This window comes from Pseudomonas sp. 20P_3.2_Bac5, from assembly GCF_025466035.1.
Classification (GTDB): Bacteria; Pseudomonadota; Gammaproteobacteria; order Pseudomonadales; family Pseudomonadaceae; genus Aquipseudomonas.
The window spans coordinates 1-18,054 of sequence record NZ_JANLOA010000016.1; the positions used below are offsets into that span (position 1 = coordinate 1).

Here is an 18,054-nt window from a genome sequence, read left to right on the forward strand (position 1 = left end):
CCCCCCCCCCCCCCCCCCCCCCCCCCCCCCCCCCCCCGCCGCCCCCCCCCCCCCCCCCCCGCCCCCCCCCCCCCCCCCCCCCCCCCCCCCCCCCGCTCCTACAGGGGTCGTGCGAAAGCCGAAGTGCGACCAAGGTCCAACCGCCCGTCTCCCACGGTTGAAATATTTCCCCCCACCCCCATATGAGTCTGCACAGGCATTTTCGCCCCGCTGCGTGGAGACTCTCCCTTGACCACCATCGTTTCAGTTCGTCGCCACGGCAAAGTCGTCATGGGCGGCGACGGCCAGGTTTCCCTCGGCAACACCGTGATGAAAGGCAACGCCAAGAAGGTGCGCCGCCTGTACCACGGCCAGGTCATCGCCGGTTTCGCCGGTGCCACCGCCGACGCCTTCACCCTGTTCGAACGCTTCGAAGGCCAACTGGAAAAACACCAGGGTCACCTGATTCGCGCCGCCGTCGAGCTGGCCAAGGAATGGCGTACCGACCGCTCCCTGAGCCGCCTGGAAGCCATGCTCGCGGTCGCCAACAAGGACGCCTCGCTGATCATCACCGGCAACGGTGACGTGGTCGAACCCGAGGACGGCCTGATCGCCATGGGCTCCGGTGGCGGCTTCGCCCAGGCCGCGGCCCGCGCCCTGCTGAACAAGACCGATCTGTCGGCCCGGGAAATCACCGAGACCGCCCTGAATATCGCCGGTGACATCTGCGTGTTCACCAACCACAACCTGACCATCGAGGAGCAGGACCTGGCCGAGTAATCAGTTGTTCTGGCGCCCGGTGACGACCACCGGGCTTTTCCACGCTGATTTCACCGCCAAGGGACGACCACTACCATGTCCATGACCCCCCGCGAGATCGTTCACGAACTCAACCGCCACATCATCGGCCAGGACGACGCCAAGCGCGCCGTCGCCATCGCCCTGCGCAACCGCTGGCGGCGCATGCAACTGCCCGCCGAACTGCGCGTCGAAGTGACCCCGAAGAACATCCTGATGATCGGCCCGACCGGTGTCGGCAAAACCGAGATCGCCCGTCGCCTGGCCAAGCTGGCCAACGCGCCGTTCATCAAGGTCGAAGCGACCAAGTTCACCGAAGTCGGCTATGTCGGCCGCGACGTCGAGTCGATCATCCGTGACCTCGCCGATGCCGCGATCAAGATGCTCCGCGAGCAGGAAATCATTCGCGTGCGCCACCGCGCCGAAGACGCCGCCGAGGACCGTATCCTCGACGCCCTGCTGCCTCCGGCGCGGGCTGGCTTCAACGATGATCCGGCGCCGGCCGATTCGAACACCCGTCAACTGTTCCGCAAGCGCCTGCGCGAAGGTCAGTTGGACGACAAGGAAATCGAGATCGAAGTTGCCGAGTCCGCTGGCGTCGATATTTCCGCCCCGCCGGGCATGGAAGAGATGACCAACCAGTTGCAGAGCCTGTTCGCCAACATGGGCAAGGGCAAGCGCAAGAGCCGCAAGCTCAAGGTCAAGGAAGCGCTCAAGCTGGTGCGTGACGAAGAAGCCGGGCGCCTGGTCAACGAGGAAGAACTCAAGGCCAAGGCCCTCGAAGCGGTCGAGCAGCACGGCATCGTGTTCATCGACGAAATCGACAAGGTGGCCAAGCGCGGCAATGTCGGCGGCGCCGACGTGTCCCGCGAAGGCGTGCAGCGCGACCTGCTGCCGCTGATCGAAGGCTGCACCGTCAACACCAAGCTGGGCATGGTCAAGACCGACCACATCCTGTTCATCGCCTCCGGTGCCTTCCACCTGAGCAAGCCGAGCGACCTGGTGCCCGAGCTGCAAGGCCGTCTGCCGATCCGCGTCGAACTCAAGGCGCTGACCCCGGAAGACTTCGAGCGCATCCTCAGCGAACCGCACGCCTCGCTCACCGAGCAATACCGCGAGTTGCTGAAGACCGAAGGCCTGAACATCGAGTTCGCCGCCGAAGGCATCAAGCGCCTGGCCGAGATCGCCTGGCAGGTCAACGAGAAGACCGAGAACATCGGTGCCCGTCGCCTGCACACCCTGCTTGAGCGCCTGCTCGAAGAGGTGTCGTTCAGCGCCGGTGACCTGGCCAGCGCCCACAGCGAAGCGCCGATCCGCATCGACGCCGAGTACGTCAACAGCCACCTCGGCGAGCTGGCGCAGAACGAAGACCTGTCGCGCTACATCCTCTAAGGACAGCCGCGCGTTTCAAGCCCCAAGCTGCAAGCTGGACGTGATCCGCTTGCAGCTTGTAGCTTGGGGCTTATAGCCAAGGAGCTCTCATGTCCCGCCTGCCTACCGCCATCAACCTTCGCAAAGCCTCGAAGACCCTGTCCCTGACCTACGGTCCCGATGAGGTCTACAACCTGCCCGCCGAATTCCTGCGGGTGCATTCCCCCTCCGCCGAGGTCCAGGGCCACGGCAATCCCATCCTGCAATTTGGCAAGATCAACGTCGGCTTGAGCAAGGTCGAACCGGCCGGTCAGTACGCACTGAAACTGAGCTTCGACGACGGCCATGACAGCGGCCTGTTCACCTGGGAATACCTCGAACAGCTCTGCCTGCGCCAGGAAGAACTCTGGTCCGACTACCTGCAGGAACTCGCCGAAGCCGGCAAATCCCGCGACCCCTCCGAATCTGTCATCAAGCTGATGCTCTAGTCCGGCACTCTCCTGTTTTAGAGCGCATTTTCTAATTCGATCTGCTTGAATGCCTCTGGCACCGGCCAGCGACTGGCCGGCTTGCGCATAACTGGAAAGTCGGGTAACCAATGGATCTGGCAAGTTCTCTGCATCGGCAACAGGGCAGGGAACGGGCTGGTATGTAGAGGTCGCGAGCGAAAGCAGGCAGTCTTCTCACGCAGAAAAACCCGCACGGCTCATCGTCGCTCACATCCGGCCGCAGGACCGCAATTCGTTATCACTGGTCACCCGAGCAGCAGTACCGGGGCTTCGTCTGTGTAACGCCAACAGCCGAGCCGGTACTCGTCTCAGGACAACGGAGCGTCGTAGATGAGTAACAAGAATAACGATGACCTGCAGCGCCAAGCCTCGGAAAACACCCTGGGTCTGAACCCGGTCATAGGCTTGCGCCGCAAGGATTTGCTGACTTCTGCTCGGATGGTGCTTCGCCAGGCCATCCGGCAACCGCTGCACAGTGCCAAGCACGTCGCGCACTTCGGCATGGAGCTGAAGGACGTGATCTTCGGCAAGTCCAGCCTGCAGCCGGAAGGCGACGACCGGCGCTTCGCTGATCCGGCCTGGAGCCAGAACCCACTGTACCGCCGCTACCTGCAAACCTACCTTGCCTGGCGCAAGGAACTGCATGACTGGATCGGCGACAGCAGCCTGTCACCCACCGATATCAGCCGCGCCCACTTCGTCATCAACCTGATGACCGAAGCCATGGCGCCGACCAACAGCGCGGCCAACCCGGCAGCGGTCAAACGCTTCTTCGAAACCGGCGGCAAGAGCCTGCTCGACGGCCTCTCCAACCTGGCCAAGGACATGGTGCACAACGGCGGCATGCCCAGCCAGGTCAACATGGACGCCTTCGAGGTCGGCAAGAACCTCGGCACCAGTGAAGGTTCGGTGGTCTATCGCAACGACGTGCTGGAGCTGATCCAGTACAGCCCGATCACCGAACAGGTGCACGAGAAGCCGCTGCTGGTGGTGCCGCCGCAAATCAACAAGTTCTACGTCTTCGACCTCAGCCCGGAAAAGAGCCTGGCGCGCTTCTGCCTGCGCTCCACCGTGCAGACCTTCATCGTCAGTTGGCGCAACCCGACCAAGGCCCAGCGCGAATGGGGCCTGTCCACCTACATCGACGCCCTGAAGGAAGCCGTCGACGTGGTGCTGGCGATCACCGGCAGCAAAGATCTGAACATGCTCGGCGCCTGCTCCGGCGGCATCACCTGCACCGCGCTGGTCGGCCATTACGCCGCGCTGGGCGAGAAGAAGGTCAACGCCATGACCTTGCTGGTGAGCGTGCTCGACACCACCCTCGACACCCAGGTCGCGCTGTTCGTCGACGAGCAGACCCTCGAAGCGGCCAAGCGCCATTCCTACCAGGCCGGCGTGCTGGAAGGCCGCGACATGGCCAAGGTATTCGCCTGGATGCGGCCCAACGACCTGATCTGGAACTACTGGGTCAACAACTACCTGCTGGGCAACGAGCCGCCGGTGTTCGACATCCTGTTCTGGAACAACGACACCACGCGCCTGCCGGCCGCCTTCCACGGCGACCTGATCGAGATGTTCAAGAACAACCCGCTGGTGCGCGCCGACGCCCTGGAAGTCTGCGGCACGCCGATCGACCTCAAACAGGTCACCACCGACATCTTCTGCGTGGCCGGCACCAACGACCACATCACCCCGTGGAAGTCCTGCTACAAGTCGGCGCAACTGTTCGGCGGCAACGTCGAGTTCCTGCTGTCCAACAGCGGGCACATCCAGAGCATCCTCAACCCGCCGGGCAACCCCAAGGCGCGCTACATGACCAGCAGCGAGATGCCGGCCGAGGCCGACCACTGGCAGGAAAACTCCAGCAAGCACACCGACTCCTGGTGGCTGTACTGGCAGACCTGGCTGGCCGAGCGCTCCGGCGAACTGAAGAAGTCGCCGACCACTCTCGGCAACAAAGCCTACCCGGCAGGCGAAGCAGCGCCGGGCACCTATGTTCACGAACGTTGAAATCTGTCGCGCCGCCCGCCTCGTGCGGGCGGCGCTTTACCGCTAACAGGGCCCGCGCATGCCGCAACCGTACATCTTCCGAACCGTCGACCTGGATGGCCAGACCATCCGCACCGCGGTTCGCCCCGGCAAGCCGCACTTGACGCCCTTGCTGGTGTTCAATGGCATCGGCGCCAACCTGGAACTGGTGTTTCCGTTCATCCAGGCGCTGGACCCCGATCTTGAAGTCATCGCCTTCGATGTCCCCGGCGTGGGCGGTTCGTCGACGCCGCGCCATCCCTACCGCTTTCCCGGCCTGGCGAAACTGACCGCGCGCATGCTCGATTACCTGGACTACGGCCAGGTCAATGTCATCGGCGTGTCCTGGGGCGGCGCCCTGGCCCAGCAGTTCGCTCACGATTACCCCGAGCGCTGCAAGAAACTGGTGCTGGCGGCCACCGCCGCCGGCGCGGTGATGGTTCCGGGCAAGCCCAAGGTGTTGTGGTTGATGGCCAGCCCGCGACGCTACGTGCAGCCCTCCCACGTGATCCGCATCGCCCCGGAAATCTACGGCGGCGCCTTCCGCCGTGACCCGGACCTGGCGCTGTCGCATGCGTCCAAGGTGCGGTCCTCGGGCAAGCTCGGCTATTACTGGCAACTGTTTGCCGGCCTCGGCTGGACCAGCGTCCACTGGCTGCACAAGATCCAGCAGCCGACCCTGGTGCTGGCCGGCGACGACGACCCGCTGATTCCGTTGATCAATATGCGCCTGCTGGCTTGGCGAATCCCCAATGCCCAGCTACACATAATCGACGATGGTCATTTATTCCTGATTACTCGTGCCGAGGCTGTGGCGCCGATCATCATGAAGTTCCTGCAGCAGGAGCGCCAACGCGCCGTCATGCACCCTCGGCCCGCCCCGAGCGCCTGAACCGCCCCTCATCGCTTGCACCTTTGGCAGGAGCGCCGAAGCATGCAAGTGCGCTGGTCGAGGTGGGGGCCGCTCGTTACTTAGGTTCAGTTCTTGATGGCTCGACGACGGAGTGTTGCCGGATGAAAGACAAACCCGTGAATGCGGTGGCGCCAACCCCCGCCGCCTATATCAACGTGCAGAGTGCGATCACCGGCCTGCGCGGCCGCGATCTGCTCTCGACCCTGCGCAACGTCAGCCGCCATGGGTTGCGTCACCCGCTCCACACCGCCAGCCATTTGCTGGCACTGGGCGGCCAGTTGGGCCGGGTGCTGCTGGGCGATACCCCGCACCAGCCCAACCCCCGCGACACCCGCTTCAGCGATCCGGCCTGGAACCATAACCCGTTCTACCGACGCGGCCTGCAGGCCTACCTGAGCTGGCAGAAACAGACCCGCCTGTGGATCGACGAAAGCCAGTTGAACGAGGACGACCGCGCCCGCGCGCATTTCCTGTTCTCGCTGCTCAACGACGCCGTGTCGCCGAGCAACACCCTGCTCAATCCACTGGCGATCAAGGAGCTGTTCAATTCCGGCGGGCTGAGCCTGGTACGCGGCGTTAGCCACCTGCTCGACGACCTGCGGCACAACAACGGCATGCCGCGCCAGGTCGCCCGGGATGCCTTCGAGGTGGGCCGCAACCTCGCCGTCACCCCCGGCGCGGTGGTGTTTCGCAACGAACTGCTGGAACTGATCCAGTACAGCCCGATGAGCGAAAAACAGTACGCCCGGCCCATGCTGGTGGTGCCACCGCAGATCAACAAGTTCTACATCTTCGACCTGAGCCCGGCCAACAGCTTCATCCAGTACATGCTCAAGAACGGCCTGCAGACCTTCGCCGTCAGTTGGCGCAACCCCGATCCGCGGCATCGCGAATGGGGCCTGTCGAGTTATGTGGCCGCGGTCGAAGAAGCCATGAACGTCTGCCGTTCGATCACCGGCAGCCGCGACGTCAACCTGATGGGCGCCTGTGCCGGCGGCCTGACCATGGCCGCGCTGCAGGGCCATCTGCAAGCCAAGCGGCAACTGCGCCGGGTGCACAGCGCTACTTACCTGGTCAGCCTGCTCGACAGCCAGTTGGACAGCCCGGCCAGCCTGTTCGCCGACGAGCAAACCCTCGAAGCGGCCAAACGCCGCTCCTATCAGCAGGGCGTGCTCGACGGTGGCGAGATGAGCCGGGTGTTCGCCTGGATGCGGCCCAACGACCTGATCTGGAACTACTTCGTCAACAACTACCTGCTCGGCAAGGCGCCAGCGCCGTTCGACATCCTCTACTGGAACAACGACAGCGCCCGCCTGCCGGCGGCCCTGCATGGCGACCTGCTGGACTTCTTCAAGTACAACCCGCTGACCCGCCCGGCCGGGCTGGAAGTCTGCGGCACGCCGATCGACCTGCAGAAAATTAACGTCGACAGCTTCCACGTGGCCGGCAACAACGACCACATCACGCCCTGGGACGCGGTGTACCGCTCGACCCTGCTGCTGGGGGGCGACCGCCGTTTCGTGCTGTCCAACAGCGGACATGTGCAGAGCATCCTCAACCCGCCGGGCAACCCCAAGTCGCACTATGTGCACAACCCGAAACTGAGCAGCGACCCGCGCGCCTGGTACTACGACGCCGAAAAAGCCGATGGCAGTTGGTGGCCGTTGTGGCTGGCGTGGATTCAGGAGCGCTCCGGCGCCCAACGCGAAACCGATGCAACCCTGGGCAGCGCCAGCTACCCGGCCATGGACCCCGCACCCGGCAAATACGTGCTGGTGCGTTGAACACGAGGACTGGATGAAGACCCGCGACCGTATCCTCGAATGCGCCCTGCACCTGTTCAACCGGCAGGGCGAGCCGAACGTCTCGACACTGGAAATCGCCAACGAGCTGGGCATCAGCCCCGGCAACCTGTACTACCACTTCCACGGCAAGGAGCCGCTGGTGCTGGGGTTGTTCGAACGCTTCGCGGAGGAACTGACGCCGCTGCTCGACCCACCGCTCGAAGTGCGCCTGGACGCCGAGGACTACTGGCTGTTCCTGCACCTGATCGTCGAGCGCATGGCGCAGTACCGCTTCCTGTTCCAGGACCTGTCGAACCTGACCGGCCGCCTGCCGAAACTGGCCCGCGACATGCGCAGCCTGCTCAACGCCCTGAAGCGCACCCTCGCCGCGCTGCTGGCCAGCCTCAAGGCGCAGGGCCAGATCACCAGCGACACCCGCGCGCTGGGGCAACTGGTGGAGCAGATCACCCTGACGCTGCTGTTCTCGCTGGATTACCAGCGCGTGCTGGCCAAGGATGCGGAAGTGGGGATCGTGGTGTATCAGGTCATGATGCTGGTGGCGCCGCACCTGGAACCGCCGTCACGGCATGCGGCGGAGCAGCTGGCGTTGAGGTATCTGGAGGGGTGAAGTTGGGGGCCTTATCGCTGCATAGATACCTATGCTGATCGCTGGCAAGCCAGTGATGAGGCCCCACAGCACAAAGTAAAACGCCCGGCACTAAGCCGGGCGTTTTGCTTGCAGCCGCCTGTGATCAGGTCTGGCTGGTTTGGGTCGGAGCCGAAGGCGCCGGCGCTGCTGGTGCGGCGCTGGCAGCCGGAGCGGCGTGTGCCACTGGGGCAGCACTGGCCGCCGGAGCAGCCGGCTTGGCGGCCGGTTTCGGCGCCGCTGCCTTTTTCACCGCTGGCTTTTTCGCCGCAGCAGGCTTGGCTGCTGCCGGCTTGGCCGCGGGTTTCGCCGCAGGTTTGGCAGCCGGTTTTGCCGCCGCAGGTTTTGCGGCAGCGGTCTTGGCTGCTGCAGGCTTGGCCGCTGCAGTCTTGGCAGCCGGCTTGGCCGCAGCGGTTTTCGCCGCAGGCTTGGCAGCCGCTTTCGGTGCAGCCTTGGCCAGCGGTTTGGCCGCAGCCTTGCTCGCGGTCGAGGACTTCGCGGAAATCGGCGTGACCGATGCACCGGTGAGCTTCTCGATCTGCTTGGTCAGCGTGTCGACCTTGCTGTGCAACGCCTTGATCTCATTGCGGCTCGGCACGCCGAGACGCGAGATGGCGCTGTTCAGGCGCTTGTCGAATGCGCCTTCCAGCTCGCTCCATTTGCCCAGCGCACGGTCCTTCGCATCGGTAACGCGCGAGGTCGCGGATTTAGCGCTGTCCTTGGCACCGTCTTTCACCGCGTCAACGCCCTTCTTCGCCTGCTTCTCGGCCTTCTCGCCTTCCTTGACCAGGTCGTCGAACGTCTTGGCGCCTTCCTGGTCGATCTTCGAGTAGATACCCAGACCAGCCAGCCAGATCTTGCGGGAGTACTTCTCGATTCCCCCAATCCAGGAGCTGCCTTCTTTTTCAGTATTTTTCTTGCCAGCCATCCCGCTCTCCTTATTTTTTTGCCGTGACACGTTCGAGCAACGCCGTCAGCTCATCGAGCTTGGCAGAAAGTGCCTCCACGTCATGTTTAGACGGAATGCCGATGCGATTCAAGGCGCTGGCCACCCGTGTGTCGAAAGCCTTTTCGATTTTGTCCAGTTGGACTTCGACTTTGCCCTTCACACTGCGAAGTTCTTGCTTCGCCGAATCGATCTCGCCATTGGCGGCATCGAGCTCGTGATCGAGGCGTTTCTTGCCACGCTTCTCGACCACTTCACCCGCCTTGATCAGGTCCTTGACGTAGCCGGCACTCTCCTGGCCCACCCGGGTGTAGGCACCCAGACCGGCCAGCCAGATTTTGCGCGCGTAGCCGCGGACGTCTGTCAGGCTGTTTTGAATATCGTCTTTTTTCTTCAGGATCACTTTGGCCATGCTCTGCACCTCGCACTCGTGACGGAATGGAAGAACTGCCCACGGAATCGGGGGCCTGAGCGTAAAAGTAAGGAGAAAAATTAGAATTCACACCCTAACGGCAGCGGCAAGCTGCAAGTTTCAAGCTGCAAGGGGCTGTGATGGAGGTGAGGCTGCGGGCAGGGCCGCAGCCTTTTGTAGCTTGCCGCTCGCGAACCGTCAGGCGAGCGCCTTGTCGAGGGCGCGTTCGATTTCGGCCTTGATGGTGCCGCCCATCATCGACAGCATCATGCCCAGTTTCAGTTCGACGCGAATGCTGTCGTCGCCGATCTCGACACTGCCGTTGGCACCGCTGCGCTTGACCTCGACCCGGTCGCCTTTCCATTCAGCCTTGAGGTCGTACTGGCTGGACAGTTTTTCCACCAGGGCCTCAGCCTTCTGACGGGCGGCATCGCGGCCGAGGCTGTGTTTACGTTCAACGCTGATCTGGGTCATTCACTTGATCCTGGCTGCAAGGGCATACTCGCGCATTATGCCTACGCCCCGCGCCGCGACACACCCCGCCAAAGACAAATCCAGCCGCACGCCCTAGAATGGCCAGTAATTTTTCCCGGTGAAGCGATATGAACGACCAGCGCAACGGCGACAACGCCGAACCCACCACCCATTTCGGCTACAAGAGCGTGCCCGAAAGCCAGAAGGCCGACAAAGTCGCCGAGGTTTTCCACTCCGTAGCCGCCAAATACGACCTGATGAACGACGTGCTTTCCGTCGGCATGCACCGCCTGTGGAAGCGCTTTGCCATCGAGCTGTCCGGTGTGCGCAGCGGCAATCGGGTGCTGGATATCGCCGGCGGTACCGGTGACCTGACCCGCAAGTTCTCCCATCTGGTCGGCCCCACCGGCCAGGTCGTACTGGCCGACATCAACGCCTCGATGCTCAAGGTCGGCCGTGACCGCCTGCTCGATCTGGGCGTGGCCGGCAACGTCGAGTTCGTCCAGGCCGACGCGGAAAAACTGCCTTTCCCGGACAACCATTTCGACTGCGTGACCATCGCCTTCGGCCTGCGCAACGTCACCCATAAAGAAGATGCCCTGCGCTCGATGCTGCGCGTCCTCAAGCCGGGCGGCCGCCTGCTGGTGCTGGAATTCTCCAAGCCGACCAGCACCTTCATGTCCAAGGTCTACGACGCGTACTCCTTCGCCTTCATGCCGCTGGCCGGCAAGCTGATCACCAACGACTCGGAAAGCTATCGCTACCTGGCCGAATCGATCCGCATGCACCCCGACCAGGAAACCCTCAAGGCCATGATGGTCGACGCCGGCTTCGACCGCGTCACCTACCACAACATGACCAACGGCATCGTCGCCCTGCACCGCGGTATCAAGCCCTGATGCTGCTGGCCGGCCTTCTCGCCAGCGTCGAACACGGCCTCAACCGTGTCCTGCGCCTGGACAGCACCGCATTGCCGCGGTTGGCGCCACTCGATGGCAAAGTCATTGCCATCGACTGCCGCCAGCCCGCCTTGCAGTTGTTCATCCTGCCCAGCGATGAAGGTCTGCTGCTGGCTAGCCAGTGGCTCAACCCGGCCGACTGCACCCTCCGCGCCCCGGCCACCAGCCTGGTGCAACTGGCCCTGAGCCAGGACAAGACCGCCGTGCTGCACAGCCCGCAGGTCGAGCTGGAAGGCGACAGCGCGGTGTTGCTGGATCTGGTTGGCGTGCTGCAGGACCTGGAGCTGGACTGGGAATACGAAGTCTCCCGCTGGCTCGGTCCGGTGGCAACCCAGTTGCTCAGCGGCCACCTGCGCAACAGTGCGAAGTGGACCCGCCAGAGCCTGACCAGCCTGAGCCAGACCGCCTCCGAATACCTGGCCGAAGAATCCCGCACGCTGGTTGGCCAGCGTGAAGCCGAAGCCCGCTTCGGCGAACTCGACACCCTCAAGCTCGACATTGAACGCCTCGAGGCGCGCATCGAGCGCCTTGCCCGATCCCTTGAATCCAGCGATAACGCATGAAGCTGCTTGCCGTCCGCCGTCTGTTGCGCATCCAGCGCGTCGTGATCCGCTACCGTCTCGATGACCTGCTGTTCGACCTGCCCCTGCCCTGGTGGCTGGCCGCCTTGCGGCTGTTCATGCCGTGGCGCTGGCTGCCGCGCAAACAGCTCGACCTGAGCCGTGGCGCGCGCCTGCGCCTGGCGCTGCAGGACCTCGGGCCGATCTTCATCAAGTTCGGCCAGTTGCTCTCCACCCGCCGCGACCTGTTGCCGGCGGACATCGCCGACGAACTGATGCTGCTGCAGGACCGCGTGCCGCCGTTCGATTCGCAGAAAGCCGTAGCGCTGATCGAAGAACAGCTCGGCGCCAAGGTCGGCGAAGTGTTCGCCCGCTTCGACGTCGAGCCGCTGGCCTCGGCTTCGGTGGCCCAGGTCCACGCCGCCCGCCTCAAGAGCGGTGAAGAAGTGGTGGTCAAGGTGGTGCGGCCCGGCCTCAAGCCGGTGATCGCCCAGGACCTGGCCTGGCTGTTCCTGATTGCCCGCGGCGCCGAGCGGGTCTCCGCCGACGCCCGCCTGCTGCACCCGGTGGAAGTGGTCAGCGACTACGAAAAGACCATCTACGACGAACTCGACCTGCTCCGCGAGGCGGCCAACGCCAGCCAGCTCAAGCGCAACTTCGAAGGCTCGGAGATGATGTACGTGCCCCAGGTCTACTGGGACTGGTGCCGGCCCAAGGTGCTGGTGATGGAGCGCATCTACGGCATCCAGGTCACCGACCTTGTCACCCTCGCCGACCAGCGCACCGACATGAAGATGCTCGCCGAGCGCGGCGTGGAGATCTTCTTCACCCAGGTGTTCCGCGACAGCTTCTTCCACGCCGACATGCACCCCGGCAACATCTTCGTCAGCACCGTCAAGCCGTGGAGCCCGCAGTACATCGCCATCGACTGCGGCATCGTCGGCAGCCTCACCCCCGAGGACCAGGACTACCTGGCGCGCAACCTGTTCGCCTTCTTCAAGCGCGACTACCGCCGCGTGGCGCAGTTGCATATCGACTCCGGCTGGGTGCCGGCGCAGACCAAGCTCAACGAATTCGAGGCGGCGATCCGCACCGTGTGCGAGCCAATCTTCGAGAAGCCGCTCAAGGACATCTCCTTTGGACAGGTGCTGATGCGCCTGTTCCAGACCGCGCGGCGCTTCAACATGGAAGTCCAGCCGCAGCTCGTTCTGTTGCAGAAAACCCTGCTGAACATTGAAGGCCTGGGCCGCCAGCTCTATCCCGACCTGGACCTGTGGAGCACCGCCCAGCCGTTCCTCGAACGCTGGATGCGCGATCGGGTAAGCCCGAAAACCCTGCTGCAGAACCTGCACAGCCAGGTCGAGCAAGTGCCGCACCTCGCCAACATGACCCGCGACCTGCTCGAACGCATGTCGCAGCCCCACCTCAACGACCCTCCCGCGCCCTGGAAGCAGCATGACCACTGGGCCCTGCGCCTGCTCGGCGCCGGCTTGCTGGCCGGTGGCGCGACCCTTGCCGCCGGTGCCGAGAACCTCGCCGCGACCAGCGCCTGGCCGGCCTGGCTGATGCTGGCGGCGGGCCTTTACCTGGTGGTGCGTCGATAGCCAGCCGGTTGAACGGCTGGCACACTAGCGGGCGGCATCGGCGTGGGGCCGTGGCCTTTTTTGGAGTCGAAGATGAAAGACTGGCTGGACGAGATCAACTGGAACAGCGACGGCCTGGTGCCGGCCATCGCCCAGGACCACAAGACCGGACGCGTGCTGATGATGGCCTGGATGAACCGCGAATCGCTGGCCCTGACCGCCGCCGAGCAGCGCGCCATCTACTGGTCGCGCTCCCGTGGCAAACTGTGGCGCAAGGGCGAGGAGTCCGGCCACGTGCAGAAGCTGCATGAAATGCGCCTGGACTGCGACGCCGACGTGATCATCCTGATGGTCGAGCAACTGGGGCACATCGCCTGCCATACCGGCCGCGAAAGCTGCTTCTATCGCGTCTTCGAGGACGGCCAGTGGAAAACCGTCGATCCGGTCCTCAAAGACCCGCATGCCATCTACAGCGCAGGACACTGACATGAGCGACACCCTGACCCGCCTGGCCGAAGTGCTGGAATCGCGCAAAGGCGCGGCCCCCGACAGCTCCTACGTCGCCAGCCTGCACCACAAGGGCCTGAACAAGATCCTGGAGAAGGTCGGCGAAGAGTCGGTGGAAACCATCATCGCCGCCAAGGACGCCGCCGTCAGCGGAGATTACAGCGATGTCATCTATGAAACCGCCGACCTGTGGTTCCATAGCATGGTCATGCTCTCCGCGTTGGGCCAGCACCCGCAAGCCGTGCTGGACGAGCTGGAGCGCCGTTTCGGACTGTCCGGCCACGACGAAAAGGCGGCCCGCCAGCCATCGGCCTAACTGAATTCATTCGAGGAACTGCACCATGGGTATTTTTGACTGGAAACACTGGATTGTTCTGCTGGTCGTCGTGGTACTGGTATTCGGTACCAAGAAACTGAAGAACTTCGGCGGCGACCTGGGCGAGTCGATCAAGGGCTTTCGCAAGGCCATGAACGAAGAAGACAAGCCCGCCGAGCCGACCGCGCAACCTTCCCAACCAGTACAACCGCAGGGCACCCCGCTGAACCAGCCGCACACCATCGACGGCCAGGCGCAGAAGGTTCAGGACGCTGAACCTGCAAGGAAAGAGTGAACACATGTTCGGGATCAGCTTCAGTGAGTTGCTGCTCGTCGGTCTGGTCGCCCTTGTGGTGCTCGGCCCCGAGCGCCTGCCTGGCGCGGCGCGCACCGCCGGCCTGTGGGTCGGGCGCCTCAAGCGCAGCTTCAACGCGATCAAGCAGGAAGTAGAGCGCGAGATCGGCGCTGACGATATCCGTCGGCAACTGCACAACGAGCACATCCTCTCCCTGGAGCAGGAAGCCCGACGCATCCTCAACCCGAGCAGCGTGACGCCCGATCCGTCCACCACGCCGGGCAGCGAGCCCGTGGCTCCCGCCACCGCCGCCGTAATTTCCGAAGCCCCCGCGGCGCCGACGGCACCCGCCGACGCGCCCCAACCGGCGTCCACCGAACCGACCCAACCGCCGCGAGCCCCATGAGCGAAATTCCGGAACACGACCAGCCCATGCCGCTGGTCTCGCACCTGACCGAACTGCGTACTCGCCTGCTGCGCTGCGTCGCGGCGGTCTTTCTGATCTTCATCGGGCTGTTCTCCTTCGCCCAGCAGATCTACACCCTGGTCTCGGCGCCGCTGCGCGCGCACCTGCCGGCCAATGCGACGATGATCGCCACCGACGTGGCCTCGCCGTTCCTGACGCCGTTCAAGCTGACCATGATCGTCTCGCTGTTCCTGGCGATCCCGTTCATCCTGCACCAGATCTGGGGCTTCATCGCGCCGGGCCTGTACCGCCACGAAAAGCGCATCGCCATTCCGCTGCTGGTGTCGAGCATCTTCCTGTTCTACGCCGGCATGGCCTTCGCCTATTTCCTGGTGTTCCCGCTGATCTTCGGTTTCTTCGCCAGCGCGACCCCCGAAGGCGTGTCGATGATGACGGACATCGCCAGTTACCTGGACTTCGTCATGACGCTGTTCTTCGCGTTCGGCGTCGCCTTCGAGATTCCTGTCGCGGTGGTGCTGCTGGTGTGGATCGGCGTGGTCGATGTGCAGTACCTGCGCAAGATCCGTCCGTACGTGATCATCGGCTGCTTCGTGGTCGGCATGATCCTGACCCCGCCAGACATTTTCTCGCAGACCCTGCTGGCCGTACCGATGTGGATGCTGTTTGAAATTGGCGTGCTGTTCGGCGCCTTGATCCGCAAGCGCAGCCAAGAGCACGACACCCGCAGCGACACCCCTGACGACCAGCCGCCAGCGACCCAACAGTGAACCTGCTGCTGCTCGAAGAGGCCGACTTCATCGCGGCCGACCGGGCGGTCCTGAGCGACCGCCGCTTTACCCACATGCAGGACATCCACCGCGTCGCGGTGGGTGACAGCCTGCGCGTCGGCCGCCTCGGCGGCCTGATGGGCCAGGCCACGGTCGAACGGCTGGAAGGCCATGAGGCGGAACTCTCGCTGAGCTTCGACCAGCCGCCACCGGCCAAGCTGCCGCTGACCCTCGTGCTCGCCCTGCCGCGCCCGAAAATGCTCCGCCGGGTATTCCAGACCGTCGCTACCATGGGCGTCGCGAAGCTGGTGCTGGTCAACAGTTACCGGGTGGAAAAAAGCTTCTGGCAAACCCCCTTCCTCGAACCCGCGGCGATCCGCGAGAACCTCATCCTTGGCCTTGAACAAGCACGGGACACGGTGCTGCCCGAGGTCATCATCGAGAAGCGCTTCAAGCCCTTCGTCGAAGACCGCCTGCCCGCCATCGCCCAGGGCACGCTTGGCCTGGTCGGCCATCCCGGCAACCATCCGCCCTGCCCTCGCGGCGTGGACGAAGCGGTGACCCTGGCGATCGGCCCGGAGGGTGGCTGGATTCCTTACGAGATCGACCTGCTCGGCAAAGCCGGGCTGGCACCGGTGCAACTGGGCGATCGGATTCTCCGGGTGGAAACCGCTGTCACGGCTCTGCTCGCGCGGCTGTTCTAAGGTAATTCCCACACTTTATATAAGACCATTGGCTAACCCTTCAGCCCCGGTTTAGACGCTTTTGCCACCTTCAGTTTTGTAGCCCCGCGCCGATGCAGGAACACCAGAATAAAGAACCTGCCTGATCGATCGAAGTGGAGTCACACCATGTACCGTTGGATGGCCCAGCACCTGGGTAATGTGAGCGTCAACCTCAAACTGGGCATCGGCTTCAGCATCGTTTTGCTGCTGACCCTGGTGATCACTCTCACCGGTTGGCTGGGCCTCGAAGGCGTGATCGACCGTGGTGACAAGCTCGGCGAAATCTCCGAGGTGTACCAGGGCACCCAGGTTCTGCGCATTGCCCGCCAGGCCTACGAACACAACCGCGATGCCGCGTCGACCACCCTGGTGGAAAACGCCCTGGCATCGCTGGACGGTGTACTGCAGAACGTCAGCAAGCGCATCAGCGAAGGCGAAGACAGCAAGCGCCTGCAACAGCAGCGCGACGCCGTGCAGGCCTACCAGCGTTACTTCGCCGACCTGAAGGCCGCCGCCGACGCCCGCGAGGCCGCCCGTGCCGCGCTTGGCGCCAGCGCCGACAAGGCCGCGGGGCTGCTTGCCGAGGTCGAGCAGGCGCTGCTGCAAAGCGGCGACGCCGTGCTGTTCAACAACGCCGTTGAAGTGTCGAAGCTGCTGCAGCAAGCGCGCTTCCAGGTGCGTGGCTACACCTACAGCGCCAAACCGGAGTTCCAGCAAACCGCCCTCGCCGCCATCGACCAGGCGGTTACCCTGCTCAAGGCCCTGCCGGGCAAAGTACCGAGCGAGCACCACGCCGACCTGGGCAGCGCCGCCGAATCGCTGAGCGTGTATCGCGGCGCCGTAGTGCAGTTCGGCACCGCCCAGGAAGCCAGCGACCTGGCCCTGCGGCAGATGGGCGAACAGGGCACGACGCTGCTCAACCTGAGCATGGACCTGACCAAGTCGCAGACCCAGTTGCGCAATGCCGAATCGAAGAACGCCAAGTCGACCCTGGCCCTCGCCACTGTGCTGGCAATGCTGTTCGGCGTGATCGCGTCCTGGGCCATCACCCGGCAGATCATCGTTCCGCTGCGCCACACCCTGACCGCCGTGGACCGCATTGCCGGTGGCGACCTCAGCCACGACCTCATCGACCAGCGCCGCGACGAATTGGGCCAGTTGCAGCGCAGCATGCAGCGCATGACCGTCAGCCTGCGTGAGCTGATCGGTGGCATCAGCGACGGTGTCACCCAGATTGCCAGCGCCGCCGAAGAACTCTCCGCCGTCACCGAGCAGACCAGTGCCGGGGTCAACAGCCAGAAAGTCGAGACCGACCAGGTTGCCACCGCCATGAACGAAATGGCCGCGACCGTGCATGAAGTCGCGCGCAATGCCGAGGAAGCCTCCGAGGCGGCGCTGATGGCCGACCAGCAGGCCCGCGAGGGTGATCGGGTAGTGTCCGAAGTGATCGCCCAGATCGAGCGTCTGGCCAAGGAAGTCGGTAACTCCAGCGAGGCGATGAACAAGCTCAAATCCGAGAGCGAGAAGATCGGCAGCGTGCTTGATGTGATCAAGTCGGTGGCCCAGCAGACCAACCTCCTGGCCCTCAACGCCGCCATCGAAGCGGCCCGTGCGGGCGAGGCCGGGCGTGGTTTCGCCGTGGTCGCCGACGAAGTGCGCAGCCTGGCGCAGCGCACTCAGCAGTCCACCGAGGAAATCGAAGAGCTGATCGCCGGCTTGCAGAGCGGCACCCAGCAGGTCGCCAGTGTCATGGACAACAGCCGCGGCCTGACCGAAAGCAGCGTCGAACTGACCCGCAGTGCCGGGGTTTCGCTGGAAACCATTACCCGCACGGTGTCGTCGATCCAGTCGATGAACCAGCAAATTGCGGCGGCGGCAGAGCAGCAGAGCGCCGTGGCGGAAGAAATCAATCGCAGTGTGATGAGCGTGCGCGACGTGTCGGATCAGACCAGCGCGGCGAGCGAAGAGACGGCGGCGTCCAGCGTTGAGCTGGCGCGGCTGGGGACGCATTTGCAGTCGTTGGTGGCGCGGTTCCGGATCTGAAATCGCCGGGAC

Annotated in this window: 20 protein-coding genes and 1 pseudogene; 18 read left to right on the plus strand and 3 right to left on the minus strand. The window is 64.0% G+C overall.

Translation table 11 applies throughout. The features are described from left to right. The first annotated feature begins 228 nt into the window (after positions 1-228). From hslV to NTD88_RS02525, 7 genes are all read left to right on the plus strand, one after another. A complete protein-coding gene (hslV, locus tag NTD88_RS02495) occupies positions 229-759 on the plus strand; it encodes an ATP-dependent protease subunit HslV (protein WP_095155853.1) in 531 nt (176 codons plus the stop codon). 75 nt (positions 760-834) lie between these two features. Then, complete coding sequence (gene hslU / locus NTD88_RS02500; protein ID WP_262155358.1) at positions 835-2,169, plus strand: ATP-dependent protease ATPase subunit HslU; 1,335 nt, start codon at positions 835-837, stop codon at positions 2,167-2,169. 89 nt (positions 2,170-2,258) lie between these two features. After that, positions 2,259-2,636, plus strand: a complete 378-nt coding sequence (locus tag NTD88_RS02505) for a DUF971 domain-containing protein (protein ID WP_262155359.1) — start codon at positions 2,259-2,261, stop codon at positions 2,634-2,636. A gap of 351 nt (positions 2,637-2,987) precedes the next feature. Then, positions 2,988-4,667: a class II poly(R)-hydroxyalkanoic acid synthase gene (gene phaC, locus NTD88_RS02510; protein WP_262155360.1), complete on the plus strand. Its 1,680-nt coding sequence runs from the start codon at positions 2,988-2,990 to the stop codon at positions 4,665-4,667. Between the two features lie 58 nt (positions 4,668-4,725). Further along, positions 4,726-5,577: a poly(3-hydroxyalkanoate) depolymerase gene (gene phaZ / locus NTD88_RS02515; RefSeq protein WP_095155849.1), complete on the plus strand. Its 852-nt coding sequence runs from the start codon at positions 4,726-4,728 to the stop codon at positions 5,575-5,577. Positions 5,578-5,699: 122 nt separating this feature from the next. Continuing rightward, positions 5,700-7,382, plus strand: coding sequence for a class II poly(R)-hydroxyalkanoic acid synthase (gene phaC / locus NTD88_RS02520; RefSeq protein WP_262155361.1), 1,683 nt, complete (start codon positions 5,700-5,702; stop codon positions 7,380-7,382). A gap of 13 nt (positions 7,383-7,395) precedes the next feature. Further along, positions 7,396-8,010: a TetR/AcrR family transcriptional regulator gene (locus NTD88_RS02525; RefSeq protein WP_095155847.1), complete on the plus strand. Its 615-nt coding sequence runs from the start codon at positions 7,396-7,398 to the stop codon at positions 8,008-8,010. A gap of 124 nt (positions 8,011-8,134) precedes the next feature. Here the strand turns inward: NTD88_RS02525 and NTD88_RS02530 are convergent, their stop codons facing one another. The 3 genes from NTD88_RS02530 to NTD88_RS02540 form a co-directional block, all read right to left on the minus strand. Next, entirely contained in the window at positions 8,135-8,956 is an 822-nt protein-coding gene (locus tag NTD88_RS02530) for a phasin family protein (protein ID WP_095155846.1), read from the minus strand. Positions 8,957-8,966: 10 nt separating this feature from the next. Next, positions 8,967-9,386: a phasin family protein gene (locus NTD88_RS02535; RefSeq protein ID WP_095156108.1), complete on the minus strand. Its 420-nt coding sequence runs from the start codon at positions 9,384-9,386 to the stop codon at positions 8,967-8,969. A gap of 198 nt (positions 9,387-9,584) precedes the next feature. Next, positions 9,585-9,860, minus strand: a complete 276-nt coding sequence (locus NTD88_RS02540) for a polyhydroxyalkanoic acid system family protein (protein ID WP_095155845.1) — start codon at positions 9,858-9,860, stop codon at positions 9,585-9,587. A 128-nt stretch (positions 9,861-9,988) separates the two neighbouring features. Between NTD88_RS02540 and ubiE the strand changes: the two genes are divergently transcribed. From ubiE to NTD88_RS29045, 11 genes and pseudogenes are all read left to right on the plus strand, one after another. Next, the gene (ubiE, locus tag NTD88_RS02545; RefSeq protein ID WP_095155844.1) at positions 9,989-10,759 is read left to right on the plus strand and encodes a bifunctional demethylmenaquinone methyltransferase/2-methoxy-6-polyprenyl-1,4-benzoquinol methylase UbiE; all 771 of its coding nucleotides are present in this window, start codon (positions 9,989-9,991) and stop codon (positions 10,757-10,759) included. Continuing rightward, positions 10,759-11,382: an SCP2 domain-containing protein gene (locus NTD88_RS02550; RefSeq protein ID WP_095155843.1), complete on the plus strand. Its 624-nt coding sequence runs from the start codon at positions 10,759-10,761 to the stop codon at positions 11,380-11,382. Before ubiE ends, NTD88_RS02550 begins: the two co-directional genes overlap by 1 nt. Further along, on the plus strand, positions 11,379-12,983 hold the full coding sequence (gene ubiB, locus NTD88_RS02555; protein WP_095155842.1) for a ubiquinone biosynthesis regulatory protein kinase UbiB: 1,605 nt from the start codon (positions 11,379-11,381) through the stop codon (positions 12,981-12,983). The genes NTD88_RS02550 and ubiB overlap by 4 nt, the downstream gene beginning before the upstream one ends. Before the next feature lie 72 nt (positions 12,984-13,055). After that, positions 13,056-13,448: a phosphoribosyl-AMP cyclohydrolase gene (hisI, locus tag NTD88_RS02560; protein ID WP_095155841.1), complete on the plus strand. Its 393-nt coding sequence runs from the start codon at positions 13,056-13,058 to the stop codon at positions 13,446-13,448. Between the two features lies 1 nt (position 13,449). Continuing rightward, a complete protein-coding gene (locus NTD88_RS02565; RefSeq protein ID WP_095155840.1) occupies positions 13,450-13,785 on the plus strand; it encodes a phosphoribosyl-ATP diphosphatase in 336 nt (111 codons plus the stop codon). A gap of 25 nt (positions 13,786-13,810) precedes the next feature. Then, positions 13,811-14,080 carry a twin-arginine translocase TatA/TatE family subunit gene (locus tag NTD88_RS02570; RefSeq protein ID WP_262155362.1) on the plus strand — a complete coding sequence of 90 codons (270 nt, stop codon included), beginning with the start codon at positions 13,811-13,813 and terminating at the stop codon, positions 14,078-14,080. A gap of 4 nt (positions 14,081-14,084) precedes the next feature. Then, a complete protein-coding gene (gene tatB / locus NTD88_RS02575; protein ID WP_262129851.1) occupies positions 14,085-14,486 on the plus strand; it encodes a Sec-independent protein translocase protein TatB in 402 nt (133 codons plus the stop codon). Next, complete coding sequence (gene tatC / locus NTD88_RS02580) at positions 14,483-15,274, plus strand: twin-arginine translocase subunit TatC (protein ID WP_095155837.1); 792 nt, start codon at positions 14,483-14,485, stop codon at positions 15,272-15,274. The genes tatB and tatC overlap by 4 nt, the downstream gene beginning before the upstream one ends. Beyond that, entirely contained in the window at positions 15,271-15,978 is a 708-nt protein-coding gene (locus NTD88_RS02585) for a 16S rRNA (uracil(1498)-N(3))-methyltransferase (RefSeq protein ID WP_262155364.1), read from the plus strand. Before tatC ends, NTD88_RS02585 begins: the two co-directional genes overlap by 4 nt. Before the next feature lie 159 nt (positions 15,979-16,137). Beyond that, positions 16,138-17,187: pseudogene (locus tag NTD88_RS29040) on the plus strand (methyl-accepting chemotaxis protein); the annotation flags it as partial. Positions 17,188-17,328: 141 nt separating this feature from the next. Next, positions 17,329-18,042 carry a methyl-accepting chemotaxis protein gene (locus NTD88_RS29045; RefSeq protein ID WP_410017242.1) on the plus strand — a complete coding sequence of 238 codons (714 nt, stop codon included), beginning with the start codon at positions 17,329-17,331 and terminating at the stop codon, positions 18,040-18,042. Positions 18,043-18,054: the final 12 nt, after the last annotated feature.

Excerpts from the sequence above, each read along its gene's own strand:
- NTD88_RS02570 (WP_262155362.1), top strand. The coding sequence starts at position 13,811 with ATGGGTATTTTTGACTGGAAACACTGGATTGTTCTGCTGGTCGTCGTG.
- NTD88_RS02535 (WP_095156108.1), bottom strand. The coding sequence starts at position 9,386 with ATGGCCAAAGTGATCCTGAAGAAAAAAGACGATATTCAAAACAGCCTG.
- NTD88_RS02565 (WP_095155840.1), top strand. The coding sequence starts at position 13,450 with ATGAGCGACACCCTGACCCGCCTGGCCGAAGTGCTGGAATCGCGCAAA.
- tatC (WP_095155837.1), top strand. The coding sequence starts at position 14,483 with ATGAGCGAAATTCCGGAACACGACCAGCCCATGCCGCTGGTCTCGCAC.
- NTD88_RS02550 (WP_095155843.1), top strand. The coding sequence starts at position 10,759 with ATGCTGCTGGCCGGCCTTCTCGCCAGCGTCGAACACGGCCTCAACCGT.
- tatB (WP_262129851.1), top strand. The coding sequence starts at position 14,085 with ATGTTCGGGATCAGCTTCAGTGAGTTGCTGCTCGTCGGTCTGGTCGCC.
- ubiE (WP_095155844.1), top strand. The coding sequence starts at position 9,989 with ATGAACGACCAGCGCAACGGCGACAACGCCGAACCCACCACCCATTTC.
- hisI (WP_095155841.1), top strand. The coding sequence starts at position 13,056 with ATGAAAGACTGGCTGGACGAGATCAACTGGAACAGCGACGGCCTGGTG.
- phaZ (WP_095155849.1), top strand. The coding sequence starts at position 4,726 with ATGCCGCAACCGTACATCTTCCGAACCGTCGACCTGGATGGCCAGACC.
- NTD88_RS02505 (WP_262155359.1), top strand. The coding sequence starts at position 2,259 with ATGTCCCGCCTGCCTACCGCCATCAACCTTCGCAAAGCCTCGAAGACC.
- NTD88_RS02525 (WP_095155847.1), top strand. The coding sequence starts at position 7,396 with ATGAAGACCCGCGACCGTATCCTCGAATGCGCCCTGCACCTGTTCAAC.
- NTD88_RS02540 (WP_095155845.1), bottom strand. The coding sequence starts at position 9,860 with ATGACCCAGATCAGCGTTGAACGTAAACACAGCCTCGGCCGCGATGCC.
- NTD88_RS02530 (WP_095155846.1), bottom strand. The coding sequence starts at position 8,956 with ATGGCTGGCAAGAAAAATACTGAAAAAGAAGGCAGCTCCTGGATTGGG.
- phaC (WP_262155360.1), top strand. The coding sequence starts at position 2,988 with ATGAGTAACAAGAATAACGATGACCTGCAGCGCCAAGCCTCGGAAAAC.
- phaC (WP_262155361.1), top strand. The coding sequence starts at position 5,700 with ATGAAAGACAAACCCGTGAATGCGGTGGCGCCAACCCCCGCCGCCTAT.
- ubiB (WP_095155842.1), top strand. The coding sequence starts at position 11,379 with ATGAAGCTGCTTGCCGTCCGCCGTCTGTTGCGCATCCAGCGCGTCGTG.
- NTD88_RS29045 (WP_410017242.1), top strand. The coding sequence starts at position 17,329 with ATGAACGAAATGGCCGCGACCGTGCATGAAGTCGCGCGCAATGCCGAG.
- hslU (WP_262155358.1), top strand. The coding sequence starts at position 835 with ATGTCCATGACCCCCCGCGAGATCGTTCACGAACTCAACCGCCACATC.